12 protein-coding genes are annotated in these 12990 nt (G+C 56.6%); 4 read left to right on the top strand and 8 right to left on the bottom strand.

Going from position 1 to position 12990, the window contains the following annotated elements; translation table 11 throughout:
* Positions 1–3 precede the first annotated feature (3 nt).
* On the top strand, positions 4–789 hold the full coding sequence (locus tag RA28_RS21180; protein ID WP_039533391.1) for an ion transporter: 786 nt from the start codon (positions 4–6) through the stop codon (positions 787–789).
* Positions 790–847: 58 nt separating this feature from the next.
* Entirely contained in the window at positions 848–1366 is a 519-nt protein-coding gene (locus tag RA28_RS21175; protein WP_039533141.1) for a L,D-transpeptidase family protein, read from the top strand.
* Here RA28_RS21175 and RA28_RS21170 read toward each other — a convergent pair.
* The 7 genes from RA28_RS21170 to cysQ all read right to left on the bottom strand — a co-directional run bounded on the left by RA28_RS21170 (position 1350) and on the right by cysQ (position 9287).
* Positions 1350–2795, bottom strand: a complete 1446-nt coding sequence (locus RA28_RS21170) for a sulfotransferase family 2 domain-containing protein (protein ID WP_039533137.1) — start codon at positions 2793–2795, stop codon at positions 1350–1352. The genes RA28_RS21175 and RA28_RS21170 overlap by 17 nt on opposite strands.
* Before the next feature lie 6 nt (positions 2796–2801).
* Positions 2802–4502: a DUF5927 domain-containing protein gene (locus RA28_RS21165; protein ID WP_039533136.1), complete on the bottom strand. Its 1701-nt coding sequence runs from the start codon at positions 4500–4502 to the stop codon at positions 2802–2804.
* Positions 4499–5485, bottom strand: a complete 987-nt coding sequence (locus RA28_RS21160) for a glycosyltransferase family 2 protein (protein ID WP_039533134.1) — start codon at positions 5483–5485, stop codon at positions 4499–4501. The genes RA28_RS21165 and RA28_RS21160 overlap by 4 nt, the downstream gene beginning before the upstream one ends.
* A gap of 176 nt (positions 5486–5661) precedes the next feature.
* On the bottom strand, positions 5662–6702 hold the full coding sequence (locus tag RA28_RS21155) for a glycosyltransferase family 2 protein (protein WP_039533389.1): 1041 nt from the start codon (positions 6700–6702) through the stop codon (positions 5662–5664).
* Positions 6703–6709: 7 nt separating this feature from the next.
* Complete coding sequence (galE, locus tag RA28_RS21150; protein WP_039533132.1) at positions 6710–7693, bottom strand: UDP-glucose 4-epimerase GalE; 984 nt, start codon at positions 7691–7693, stop codon at positions 6710–6712.
* A complete protein-coding gene (locus RA28_RS21145; RefSeq protein WP_039533129.1) occupies positions 7690–8490 on the bottom strand; it encodes a 3-deoxy-manno-octulosonate cytidylyltransferase in 801 nt (266 codons plus the stop codon). The genes galE and RA28_RS21145 overlap by 4 nt, the downstream gene beginning before the upstream one ends.
* On the bottom strand, positions 8490–9287 hold the full coding sequence (gene cysQ, locus RA28_RS21140) for a 3'(2'),5'-bisphosphate nucleotidase CysQ (protein ID WP_039533127.1): 798 nt from the start codon (positions 9285–9287) through the stop codon (positions 8490–8492). Before cysQ ends, RA28_RS21145 begins: the two co-directional genes overlap by 1 nt.
* Positions 9288–9409: 122 nt before the next feature.
* Between cysQ and RA28_RS21135 the strand changes: the two genes are divergently transcribed.
* Complete coding sequence (locus tag RA28_RS21135) at positions 9410–10231, top strand: ABC transporter permease (RefSeq protein WP_052261554.1); 822 nt, start codon at positions 9410–9412, stop codon at positions 10229–10231.
* On the opposite strand, the gene RA28_RS21130 is transcribed toward RA28_RS21135, so the two are convergent.
* Positions 10228–10830 carry an alpha-ketoglutarate-dependent dioxygenase AlkB family protein gene (locus tag RA28_RS21130; protein WP_039533387.1) on the bottom strand — a complete coding sequence of 201 codons (603 nt, stop codon included), beginning with the start codon at positions 10828–10830 and terminating at the stop codon, positions 10228–10230. The two genes, RA28_RS21135 and RA28_RS21130, sit on opposite strands and share 4 nt — an antisense overlap.
* A 215-nt stretch (positions 10831–11045) precedes the next feature.
* Between RA28_RS21130 and dnaK the strand changes: the two genes are divergently transcribed.
* Entirely contained in the window at positions 11046–12953 is a 1908-nt protein-coding gene (gene dnaK, locus RA28_RS21125) for a molecular chaperone DnaK (RefSeq protein WP_039533123.1), read from the top strand.
* Positions 12954–12990: the final 37 nt, after the last annotated feature.

The following is a 12990-nucleotide window of genomic DNA, read 5'->3' as shown; positions in this document are numbered from 1 at the left end:
GGAATGGGAATCAGACAGCGTTTGCAGGGCTTTGTCGAACATCCGGGTTTTGCCCGCTTTATTACCGGCGTGATTTTGATCAACGCTGTCCTTCTGGGTATGGAAACCGCACCCAGCTTGATGGAGCGTTTCGGCCCCGTCATCGTTTTTCTGGACAGTGTTTGTCTGGCAATTTTCGTGGCTGAGATCGCAATGAAACTTGTCGCGACCGGGCACCGATTTTTCAAAAGTGGCTGGAATATCTTTGACTTTGTGATTGTCGGGGTCGCATTGGTTCCCGGTGGCGGCGGTCTGTCCGTCCTGCGGGCGCTGCGTATCCTGCGGGTCTTGCGCGTCATTTCGGTCGCCCCACGTCTGCGCCGGGTGGTTGAAGGCTTCATTTCGGCTCTGCCGGGCATGGCCAGCGTGTTCCTTCTTATGGCGATCCTGTTTTATATCGGTGCCGTGATCTCGACCAAGCTGTTCTCGTATTCCTTTCCTGACTGGTTCGGTGATCTGGGCCTTTCGGCGTATACGCTGTTCCAGATCATGACTTTGGAAAGCTGGTCCATGGGCATTGTCCGCCCGGTGATGCAGGTCTATCCCTACGCCTGGTTGTTCTTTGTCCCGTTTATCATGGTGACGACCTTCGCGGTGGTGAACCTGCTGGTTGGTCTGATCGTTAATTCGATGCAGGATGCGCACCATGCCGAGGATGAGGTCAAGACAGACGCCTATCGCGACGAGGTGCTGGAGCGGCTGGAAAACATCGAACGGCGTTTAATCGAACAGGTGAACATCAAAAAGTGATTTCAGTTTTTTCGGTTTTTGGCATAATGCACAAAAAAGAGCAGCAGGCAGTGAAAACATGGATCGTCGAGCATTTGGACTAGGGGCAATGGCTACGCTGAGCCTTTCGGCATGTGCCTCAGCCAACCCCAGATTTCTAAGTTACAACGGGCCCGAGGTGACCTCTTTGGTCATCAATAAGAGCGCCCGGAAAATGTATCTTTTGCATAACGAGAAGATACTCAAGGAATACAAGGTGGATTTGGGTTTTGCGCCCGCCGGTACCAAGACCCGCAAGGGCGACGGACGCACGCCCGAAGGAACCTATCTGATAGATCGGCGCAACCCGCGCAGCCGGTATCACCTGTCTTTGGGCATTTCATACCCAAATTCGTCGGACATCGCTCAGGCCAAGGCGGCAGGGGTCGATCCCGGCGGGGATATTTTCATACACGGACAGCCCAATCGACGCTCTGAGCGCAAGCGCGCCAAGAAAACGTCGGATTGGACAGCGGGATGCATCGCGGTCAAGAATGACGAAATGGAAGAAATTTACGCCATGGTCAACGAAGGCACGATCATCACTCTGCGCCCGTGATCGGTGACCAATTACTGAACCCGAACAGCAAGTAGTCCCGCTGATAGGTCTTTCTGGCCAGTGCCTCGAGCTTGGCATCGTAGATCCGTGCAAGTTCGAATGGCGTATCTGGTTCCGTCACAACCGGCTTCGGCGGGTTTGTGTGCCCGACCTGCCTTGCCAGATCGGGCAGGGCAGTGGCCAGGTCTTCCTCGCGCAGAATCAAATCGGGCAACGCAAAAGCTGCCATTCCTTCAAGCATTTGCGCCTGCGAACACCACAGGCCATCCACTCGTATCGGTGTTTGGCCGGTCAGAATGTTTTGCAGAAACTGCAAAAAAGCAGAAAAAGCAGCATGGTGCTGATCTTCTGAGTATTCGCCCCCCTCGACCGTTTCAGGGATCGGAAGCTTGTACCGGTTGCGCATCATATTTCGAATTTTGACATAGGCGTCGGGGCCGGTGCTCAGAATACGGGTGCAGAACACGGAATGCGCGCGTGCCAGCGGGTGACGGAGCACAGTGAATTTACGATGTCCGGGGTTGGATTGCATCCAGTCACGCACCTGTTTTTGGCTGCGCTCGGTCAGAAGCTCCGCAGATCCAACCCCGTCCAGATCCGCCAGCCATTTCGCTACCTGCGGTTCCGGACCACCACGTACCGGTAAGTACATCAATGGCGACTTGGCCGCGCAGACATGGCGCGAAACTGCCGGGCCGCGACGCGGTTCGTAGTTTGGGACTTGATACAGATTGAACCGATCGAGACCGGATACCGCCGCCTCGACATCCGCGGGGTTGGTGACCTTGGACAAGGCAGAGGCGGGATTTTGTCGCCGTAAGCGCTCCTCGAGTTCGGCAAATCGTGCCTTGATCCCCAACCACTTGGTCAGCCCGTTCAAAACCTGTGTGTCGTTCAAATCTTCATATGCGATGTAGAACGGCGTTTGTCCGGTTTTCTGAAGATGGTTCAGCACCGTGTGCTGAAACGTCCGTCGCAGGTCCACTTGCTCGGTGAACTCCTCGGCGTCAAAGGTGATCTGTGCCTCGCGTCGCTGTTTGATGTTCACCAGCCGCCACTGTTTCGTTTCAACGGCAATTTTCCATGAAATGTAGCTGTCCAACGGGTTGCGCGTCAGGATGATCTTGGCGCAGCGGTGATCGTCCAAAGCTGGTTCTAACGCGCGCGCATCATGATCGCTGAAGAAACGGAATCCGTTCAGTTCACCGGGTGCCGCGCGGATGGCGTCAATCAGGGCCAGCGGATCACGGTCGCGGATTTCAGGTGTGAAGCCCAGCATCTCGGACAGCTTCGGAAGGCCCACGAAGTATGGGTTGAACGCCTCGCCAAAACACGTGACCCCGTCGAGCGAATTCAGGTGCTGCTCCAGCAGGTTCGAGCCTGTTCGCATGTCGGCAAGCACGATGAAATAGTCAAAATCGGGGGTCATCGCGCCTTATTTTACAAGATAGGGTTTTCGGAAGGGCTTGCCTTGGCTGCCAAACACATCGTCGGCTGGAAAATCGCCCATCAGATATGGGTGCATGCCCTGATTTTTCAGGTTTTGAAGGAACTTTCCAAACCCGGTCAGATCAACCATTGTTGGTGCCTCGGTCACATGGCTGGGCTGTGTTGGGCCAATCTCATCAATTACGGACTGTAAAGGTTCCATCGGCGACTCGACGAATTCGGCCATCGACCAGATGCGAAGCCCGGCCTTGTCACCGATAGAGTTCAGTACTTTCAACTGCTTTGTCTCGATCTGTTGCAGGCGCGCGGCCTCGGTCCGGATGTCGGCAAAGTTCATGTTGGAACGAAACAACGGAACGGCCCAGGCACCAGTTATGACGGAAACGCGGGCATTCTTGTCGCGCGCCATCAAACTGTTGATTTTTTGGTTGTCGGCTGGACCGAACTGAAAGCACTGACGCTCGCCTCGCGTGTTCCAGATCAGGTTTGTCAGGAACGCTTCGGGGTTATAATCCCGCAGCGAAGCACAATCGCTCAGCGCCCCGTTCAACATGGTTTCGTTGCCCGCAAATTGAGCCTTGTCCGGGGCGTAGAGATGGCCGTGAACACGGGCCCCGGTTGCATTTGCCAACCAAGTCTCGAAATCCTCGAAAAGTTCGGTAAAGCCCTGAAGCACCGAATATGGGTGGGCCGTCAGGCCGCACCCCGCGCTGGGCCGGGGAAACCGGCTTTGATTGTAAAGACCATCGCGCCCGCGTGTGCGCCGCTCGACCGCTTTGGCGAATAGGCGGTCGATTTTTCCGGGGTTAGGCTCGGCCGGTTTCATAGCGCTGTTCTGCGTCGCCAGAAAGGCCTGATACAAACGATCCGCGCCGGGCCAGACCTTGCGCGCGACAAAGCAGTCTGACCGTCTAAGCAATTGCAGATGATCGTCATAAAACATGTGTGGCCGACCTTGGTAGTCGAATTTCGACAAGGTCAGCGACCGGCTCTCGATATGGGTAGAGTAAAGCCGCGCCAGCGTCTGAAAGTAACTTTCGTCGGGTATCCAGACTTTTTGGAAGTAACGGTCGTAAACCTTGCGGTTGGGGTCCTGCAGGATCGCAGACAATGTTTGCCGCGTCAGGCACCACCATTGGCTTCCCATATGTGGAACAAGGCCTTCAGGGATCGCGCGGCGAATGCCGAGGGCGCGTTGCAGACGGACATAGGCATCGAACAGTCTGCGATGTTTGCGCCATGAAAACGGAAACCGAAGGGTAAAGCGTTCCAGATCCAGCCCGCCGATTGTCCAGGTGACGTCGCGTGTTGTTGCGCTTTCGATGAAATCGACGCGCTGGCGGTCCGCCAGGTACGTGATCAGATCTTCGATCGGTCGCAACGGCAGGCACGCCCCCGAGGACAGGTAGACATGGCGTACATCCGGGAACCGGTCCAACACCAGCCCTGCGGCGGATTGCGAAGCGGCGACGATCCCCCACCGCCCCCAATCGCAGACATGGCGTTCTGAAAACAGGATCAGCGGATCGTCACCGCATCTGTTCACGAGTTTTGCATAGTCTGGTTTGGCGACTTTGAGGTCCACATGGATCACGACGGGGCAACCCGATGCAGTCCAGTGCCGGGCAACCTGCTCGACCCGGTCCAGCGCCGTATGCACAAGCATGACGATGCCCAGGCTGCTCATGCCCAGTTTCCCTTGGACATCAGGCCCAGAATCTCAAGCTGGCGCCAGTTTATGTATTTTTCGGACAAGGTGTTCCAGAACACGGGACGCGTTTCGAGCTGTTGCGCATAGGCGCGGTATTCGTCCGACGCGCGATAGTGCTGGCCGCGCTGCATTTCCTCGCGCGCTTTGTCGCCAAGCGTGTCGATCAGTTTGGCGTGCAACAACGCCCCGCTGGTTTTCTCACCCCCCCTTTGTTCGTAGACCTGATTCAATCCGCGCGGCAACAAGGCATGGGTTGAGCTGACATAGGTGTATCGGCGGTTCCACTTGACCAGCGGTATCTTGTTCAGCGCCGGGGCGCTTTTCGGCGTGTTCTGAAAAAACACGCGGCTGCGTGGGCCGCCTTGTATCCACAAGTTTCCATAGGCCGGGTTCCGGGTGATCATGTAGTTCCCGGAATCGAACCATGGCGCGATTTCGAACGGGTCTTCCCCTTCGTGATAGGGTGACGCCTCAATAGGGCCGCGTGGATACATGTCGATCAGCATGGTGCCGAAACTGCGTACGCCGGTGTCGTCCAGCCAATCGGTCAACGCCCTTATGGGCCTTGTGTCGCAGAACGGGTAGACAAAGAATTCGTCCGGATCGACGGTTAGCACCCAGTGGTCGTGGGCAAAGCTGCGCAGAAGGTAGTTGACCCAATCGACGCCGAATGTGGCCTGTTTGTAACTGGCATTGGCATGCCAAAGCGAAACATCGGCCTGTTGCGCAAGATACTCGGCAGAACCATCGTCGCTGTTGTTGTCGACGAACAGAAAGTGATTGATCCCAAGCGCGCGGTAGTAGTCCAGAAAATATGGCAGCCGAATTTTCTCGTTGCGGATGACGCTCATCAAAAGAATGTCGTCGGGCTGGATCGCAGACGCGTTGCTTTGGGCAGGTTTCAATTCGCGACGTTTACGGATGCAGCGCAAAAGGCGGCGCTTGCGCCGCAACCTCATGCGATAGGAATCCAAAAGGCTCACGCGACTGCCCTACCCCTTTTACGCGAGCTTGCCCGAAGATGGCCGAGGCCTGAGTGGTGCCGGGCAATTGATGTTTTATGACACTTTTGCACTTTGCGAAGCAACGGGTTTAAATCCGGTATACTTCCCCCCTGAGTCCCGCGGGCATCAGTTCAGCCCTCGGACCCCGCATTCATAAGCCCCAGATCGACCAACTGTTCCCATCCTGTGAACCGGACCGATTTGGATGTCCAAAGATCGGGTGCCGCGACTATTGCGTCATAGTATGATCGGAACTGTTCGGGGTTGTAAAAATGCTGACCTCGGGACTTTTCGATGCGCGACTTTTCGGTGATTTCAGGCAGAAACTTTGTATGCAGCAAGATGCCAGACGGGGCATCGCCCCCCGGTCCGTCATACGCAAAATTCAACCGCCGTGGCAGCGCGGAATGGCTTGAGTTTATATAAGCAAACCTTCGCGACCACCGGACAAGCGGGATTTTGTTCAGCGTAGGTGATCTGTCGGTCCGGTCTTGGAAGAACGCCCTTTCCCGGACACCACCCTGCACCCACAGATTGCCCAAAGGCTGTTGCCGCTGAACCCTGAATGGCCCGTTGTCAAACCAACACAAAAGCTTGGTTGGGTCCGACTGCGGATCATACCTTTGAGTACCCAACGGCCCTTCCGGGTACATGTCCAGCATCAGCGCGCCAAATGCCAGCTGCCCCCGCGCATCAAGATCCTGTGTCAGTTCATGCAAATTGCGTGTTTGATGATCCGCGTAGATCAGCAATTCGTCCGCATCAATCATCAACGTCCAGTGCCCATGGCCGTATTTCATTTGCAACCATGTCAGCCAATCCAGTCCAAACCGCGCGTCGCGATAACTGGCTTGGGTCTGCCACAATGACACATCCGGCTGATCCTTTAGAAATTCGGCCGTTCCATCGTCGCTGTTGTTGTCGACGACCAGAAAGTGATCCACCCCCAACCGGCGATAGTGATCAAAAAACCGGGGCAAGCGGACGATCTCGTTACGAATTGTCGCGAACGCAAGAACGGCGCCTGTTGAGATCTGACGGGTGCGGTTTGCCACGCTCGTGAGTTGGCGGCGGCTGCGAAAGGATCGCCACAAAAGACGCTTGCGTTTGAGGCGCAGCCGATACCGCTGCGTCCAGCCCGGTGGCGGTGCGTCCTGGCAAAGCGACGTCACCGCAACCTCATTTTTGATAACTTCCGGTTTGATGCCAGCGCCATGCATCGCCTATCATCGTCTCTAACGTTGACATTTTGGGCGACCAGCCCAGTTCCTTTTCCGCCCTTGTTGATCCGGATACCAGCCGAGTGCAATCGCCTGCACGTCGCGGGCCTATGGTGAAAGGGACTGCACGGTTTGTCACGGTCCGGGATTTCTCGATAACGTCCATCACCGAAAATCCGAACCCCGTGCCAAGATTGAATACCCGACTGCCGTTGTCCTGTTCCAACCAGTTCAAACCCAGAATGTGCGCATCCACAAGATCGCAAACGTGAACATAGTCGCGAATACAGGTGCCATCTGGTGTGTCGTAATCGGTTCCGAAAACGGTCAGCCCCTCTCGCTTTCCGTCAATTGCGTCCAGCAGCAGCGGCACCAAATGGGTCTCGGGCTGGTGGAACTCGCCCACTTCGGTTTCAGGGTCCGCACCAGCGACGTTGAAATACCGAAAGATGACGTGGTTCAGGCCATGCGCAGCCTCAAAGTCGCGCAGGATATCCTCGATTGCGCGTTTCGATGCCCCGTAAGCGTTCAGCGGATGTTGCGGCGTGTTCTCGTCGAGGACCACGTTGTCATGCTCTCCATAGGTCGCGCAGGTAGAGGAAAACACAAACCTCATACATCCCGCTGCAACCGCAGCCTCGATCAGCGCGAGCGAGCCCGCGACATTGTTTGACCAGTACTTGCCGGGTTGAGCCATCGCCTCACCCACTTGGCTAAGTGCGGCGAAATGCATAACCGCGGCAGGTTTGTACGCGGCAAAAACATCATCCAGCCGGGCCCGATCCCGCAGGTCGCCCTGTTCGAACGGTCCGAATTTCACGGCATCCTGCCAACCGGTCGAGAGGTTGTCATAGGTAATTGGTGTGTAGCCGGACCGCGCCAGCGCCTTGCAAGCGTGAGAGCCGATGTATCCGGCACCACCTGTAACCAGAATATTGGTCATTCAAGACCCATCGCAGCCATCATTTCTTCGATCTTGGCGACGTCCTGCGGGTTGTTCAACTCCCAGAACTGGCGGCCTCGTGCTTCTACTTCCACACACAAGACTTTGCGGCCGTTTTCCATGAATCGCAATTGCTCCAAACCTTCCAAGCCCTCCAACGGGCCCGTGGTCCAACCGGGATAAGCCGCCAGCGCATCGGGTCGATAGGCATAGACGCCGACATGGTGAAAAACCGGAGTCTGATCTGCGCTGTCATACGTTTCTGCCGTAAAGGGGATCACCTCTTTCGAGAAATATAGCGCGCTGTGGTCATTTCCGAACACCGCCGTCGTCCCACCAACTCGCCCCTGTTTGCGATCGTTCAGCAACCCGTTCAACGCATCGCCATCACACCGCAGGACCGGAGTGGCCACCCCGGCGTCTGTCGCGTTGCGCAGGCCTGTTATCAGATCTTCGATAAACCAGTGCGGCGTCAAAGGCGCGTCACCCTGCAGGTTCACCACAATGTCGTAACCACCGCCCAATGCCGCATGCGCCTCTGCACAGCGCTCGGTGCCATTGCGACAGGTGTCCGAGGTCATGACGACCTCGGCCCCGAAACCTTCTGATACGTCGCGGATACGCTCATCGTCGGTTGCGACAACAACGCGATCGACACCGGACACGGCCATCGCGGCGCGCCAGGATCGTTCGATCAAGGTCATCGTGGCGCCGCTGGCCCCGGTCAGCGGAACAAGTGGCTTGCCCGGATAGCGGGTCGAGGCATAACGCGCTGGAATGACAATCAGAACGGACATCAGGCTTCCTTCAATTCAACACCCGGAGCGTAGGCGATAAAGAACGGATTTGCATAGCCGTCCTTGCCATATCGTAGCGGCGAATGGTCGTCAAAGCGCACAACCGTGCCGCCTGCGCCGGAAAGCACGGCGTGACCCGCGGCGGTGTCCCATTCCATCGTGCGCCCGACACGTGGGTAAAGGTCAGCCTCACCCGTGGCAACCAGACAGAATTTCAAAGAAGATCCTGCACTTTTGCTGTCACGCACTTGATACTTGTTGATGTAGTCTTCGGTCGCCTGATCCCGGTGGGATTTGGACGCGACGATCATCAGCGCCGAATTGTCCGGGTTAGAGACTGATATGGGGGTCAACGCCCCAGCCTGATCCTTGTCCAGAGCGCCGGTTTCCTCGACCGATTGCCCATCCGCTTGCGTGTAAAACAGTCGCTTGCGTGCTGGCGCATAAACCACGCCACGGGTCGGCACACCGTTTTCGACCAAAGCGATGTTCACCGTAAAGTCGCCGCGCCGGTTGATGAATTCCTTTGTGCCGTCCAGCGGATCGACAATCAGAAACATGTCATCCTTTTCCGAATGCGAGGCCGCCTGTTCTTCGGTTACCAGAAGAACACCCGGAAAAGCCGCGCGCAATCCTTCCGAGATCAGGGCATCGGCGGCTTCATCCGCCTCGGTCACCGGGCTGGAATCGGATTTGACCTTCACCTCAAAGTCATCCGCGTCGTAAATTCCCATGATGACGTCCCCGGCCTGTAAGGCGAGGCGTCTGAGGACTGGGATGAGGCTGTCATAGGTCACAAAAAAGCTCCGATCTGATGGTTTGTTGATCCAAATTTCTAACGGCCTTATGCTGCGCCGGATACGGAACGGCAAGAATTTCGTGCCAGAGTGACGGTGACGCAGCAGGAAAGAGTAGACGCGTGTTCCAGTACAAACGAAACCAGAGTTTGTTTGGCGGGGCTTTCACGACCGCCGAACTCATCTTTCATGCGGTTGTGCGGAATATCCGGTCTCAGCACTCCAATGCCGTGATTGCGATCATCATCAACATCATCCAGACGATTCTGATTGTGACGGTTTTCTATTTCATCCTCTCGCTTATGGGCACGCGCGTCGCCAAAATTCGCGGAGAGTTCATTCTGTTCCTGCTGTCCGGCGTGTTTCTGTTCTTGACGCATATTAAGTCCGTCAAGGCGATCGCGGGGGCGGGATCAGGCAATAATCCGATGATGCTGCATTCACCCATGAACCGAATGGTCATGCTGTTGGCGTCGGCTTTTGGGACGTTCTATACACAGTTGGCATCTATTCTGATAATCCTGTTTGGCTACAGCATGGCGATTGCGCCGCTGGAGGTTCAGGATCCCGGCGGTGCGTTTGCGATGCTGGTTCTGGCATGGTTCACAGGGTGCGCCGTGGGCCTTGTGCTGCTGGCGCTTCAACCGTGGTTCCCCCGCGTGTCCGGAATTCTGTCCACGGTGTATCGCCGGTTGAACATGGTGTTTTCCGGCAAGATGTTTGTTGCAAACGCGCTGGGCGGCTTCATGCTGACCATGTTTGCGTGGAACCCTTTATTTCACATCATAGACCAGTGTCGCGGGTTTGTGTTTCGCAACTATTTCCCGCGAAATACCAATTGGGAATACGCCCTGTGCGTCGGCATCGTGCTGACATTGATCGGGTTGATGGCCGAGTTCTACACGCGCAAACAGGTCTCGAACAGTTGGAATGCCCGTCGCTAGGTCGCGACCCTCAGCGTCAGGTTTATGCGCCCGCCTTTTGGCAGCAATCTGGATGAGCCAAAGCGGATCCGGTCTATCCCATGATAGGCCAGCCGCGCTGGCCCGCCCATGATCACCACGTCACCGGACCCAAGCCAGATCGACTCTGTCTTACCGCCGCGCGTCGTATTGCCAATTCTGAATAGGGCGTCATCCCCCAAAGAGACGGAGACGACCGGCCACGAAAAATCAACTTCGTCCTTGTCCTGATGCATGCCCATCCGAGTGCCTTCGCCGTAATAGTTGATCAGGCAACAATCGGGCGCACGCTCGGATCCCGTCACATCGCGCCATATTGTCATGATCTCTTCCGGGATTGCGGGCCATACGCCGCCTTTTGGGTGCTTTCCCTGATACCGATAGCCGTTTTTGTCCGACACCCAACCCAACTCTCCGGCCGACGTCATTCGCACGGACATCTTCTTTCCGGACGGCGTTGTTGGATGAAACAGGGGCGCGGATTTCAGAATCGGTCGAAGCACATCGACAAGGGCGGACTGAGCGCTTGTTTCCAGATAGCACTTTCGGATGTCGAACCCGCGCAAAAGCAGCTGTGTCATCGCGGATTCCCCATTCCTTACCGTATCGTTGTCAAAAAAGGTCCAAGATTCCCGAAAAGCTGCATTTCTGAACGCTTGCAGGCCTCTGGTCACGCCCTTATATACGCCGAGACGCGCGATGGTGTAGAGCCATTCGCGCAAATCAGATCGGGGCAAGGATGCCATAACGGGTCCCGGCCTCGGGACATCGCCTTGAAGAGAAAGGGATTGCAAAAATGGGAAAAGTAATCGGGATTGACCTAGGGACCACAAACTCGTGCGTGGCCATCATGGACGGCTCGCAGCCGAAGGTCATCGAAAACGCCGAAGGGGCGCGGACCACGCCCTCGATCGTCGCCTTCACCGAAGATGAGCGACTGGTCGGTCAGCCTGCAAAACGTCAGGCGGTCACCAACCCCGACAACACGATCTTTGGCGTCAAGCGTCTGATCGGTCGTCGCGTGGATGATGCCGAAGTCGAAAAAGACAAGAAAATGGTTCCCTATGCCATCGTCGATGGCGGCAATGGTGACGCGTGGGTTGAAGCCCGCGGTGAAAAGTACTCCCCAAGCCAGATCTCGGCCTTCACTCTGGGCAAGATGAAGGAAACCGCCGAGAGCTATCTGGGTGAGGACGTCACGCAGGCGGTCATCACCGTCCCGGCCTATTTCAACGATGCTCAGCGTCAGGCCACCAAGGACGCTGGTAAAATCGCCGGTCTGGAAGTGCTGCGGATCATCAACGAACCGACGGCTGCCGCACTGGCCTATGGTCTGGACAAGGAAGAAACCCAAACCATCGCGGTCTATGACCTTGGTGGCGGCACCTTCGACGTGACCATTCTGGAAATCGACGACGGCCTGTTCGAGGTCAAGTCGACCAATGGCGATACCTTCCTGGGTGGTGAAGACTTTGACATGCGCATCGTCAACTACCTGGCGGACGAGTTCAAAAAGGAACACGGCGTCGATCTGTCCGCTGACAAGATGGCCCTGCAGCGTCTGAAAGAAGCTGCTGAGAAAGCCAAGATCGAACTCAGCTCGACCTCGCAGACCGAGATCAACCAGCCGTTCATCTCGATGGGGTCGAACGGTCAGCCGCTGCATATGGTCATGAAACTGACCCGTGCCAAGCTGGAATCGCTGGTTGCGGACCTGATCAAGAAGTCGATGAAGCCCTGCCAGGCAGCCCTGAAAGACGCGGGCCTGTCGGCTGGCGACGTGGACGAGGTTGTTCTGGTCGGTGGTATGACCCGGATGCCAAAGGTGATCGAAGAGGTCACCAAGTTCTTCGGCAAAGAGCCCCACAAAGGCGTGAACCCGGACGAAGTGGTTGCCATGGGCGCCGCCATTCAGGCCGGTGTTCTGCAGGGTGACGTCAAAGACGTGGTTCTGCTGGACGTGACCCCGCTGTCGCTGGGCATCGAGACGCTGGGTGGTGTGTTCACCCGCCTGATCGACCGCAACACGACCATTCCGACCAAGAAGTCTCAGGTCTTCTCGACGGCTGAAGACAACCAGAACGCCGTGACCATCCGGGTGTTCCAGGGTGAGCGCGAAATGGCTTCGGACAACAAGATTCTGGGTCAGTTCAACCTCGAAGAAATCCCGCCCGCACCGCGCGGCATGCCTCAGATCGAGGTGACTTTTGACATCGACGCCAACGGCATTGTCTCGGTTTCGGCCAAGGACAAAGGCACCGGCAAAGAGCAGAAGATCACGATCCAGGCCTCTGGCGGTCTGTCGGATGACGACATCGAAAAGATGGTCAAGGACGCCGAGGAAAACGCCGAAGCCGACAAGGCCCGCAAAGAGCTGGTCGAGGCGAAGAACCAGGCCGAAAGCCTTGTCCACGCGACCGAGAAGTCGATCGAAGAACATGGCGACAAGGTCGATCCGTCGACCGTCGAAGCGATCGAACTGGCCGTTGCCGCGCTCAAGGACGAACTCGAATCGGACAATGCCGACAAGATCAAGTCCGGCATCCAGAACGTGACCGAAGCGGCCATGAAGCTGGGCGAAGCGATCTACAAGGCGCAGTCGGAAGAGGCGGATGACGAACCGGCCGCCGCGGATGCGGCACCGGGTGACGACGATATCGTCGATGCCGAGTTCGAAGATCTGGACGACGACAAGCGTAACTAACGGGTAACCGGGCCAATTCGGGCCGGTCCGGTTGCCG

This window comes from Ruegeria sp. ANG-S4, assembly GCF_000814005.1.
GTDB lineage: Bacteria > Pseudomonadota > Alphaproteobacteria > Rhodobacterales > Rhodobacteraceae > Ruegeria.
This window is presented reverse-complemented; position numbering and strand designations above follow the sequence as displayed.

What these genes read in the sequence shown, in the direction of transcription:
- RA28_RS21130 (WP_039533387.1), bottom strand. Translation starts at nt 10,830, where the DNA reads ATGACACAGCTGCTTTTGCGCGGGTTCGACATCCGAAAGTGCTATCTG.
- RA28_RS21160 (WP_039533134.1), bottom strand. Translation starts at nt 5,485, where the DNA reads ATGAGGTTGCGGCGCAAGCGCCGCCTTTTGCGCTGCATCCGTAAACGT.
- galE (WP_039533132.1), bottom strand. Translation starts at nt 7,693, where the DNA reads ATGACCAATATTCTGGTTACAGGTGGTGCCGGATACATCGGCTCTCAC.
- RA28_RS21180 (WP_039533391.1), top strand. Translation starts at nt 4, where the DNA reads ATGGGAATCAGACAGCGTTTGCAGGGCTTTGTCGAACATCCGGGTTTT.
- dnaK (WP_039533123.1), top strand. Translation starts at nt 11,046, where the DNA reads ATGGGAAAAGTAATCGGGATTGACCTAGGGACCACAAACTCGTGCGTG.
- RA28_RS21165 (WP_039533136.1), bottom strand. Translation starts at nt 4,502, where the DNA reads ATGAGCAGCCTGGGCATCGTCATGCTTGTGCATACGGCGCTGGACCGG.
- RA28_RS21170 (WP_039533137.1), bottom strand. Translation starts at nt 2,795, where the DNA reads ATGACCCCCGATTTTGACTATTTCATCGTGCTTGCCGACATGCGAACA.
- RA28_RS21175 (WP_039533141.1), top strand. Translation starts at nt 848, where the DNA reads ATGGATCGTCGAGCATTTGGACTAGGGGCAATGGCTACGCTGAGCCTT.
- RA28_RS21145 (WP_039533129.1), bottom strand. Translation starts at nt 8,490, where the DNA reads ATGTCCGTTCTGATTGTCATTCCAGCGCGTTATGCCTCGACCCGCTAT.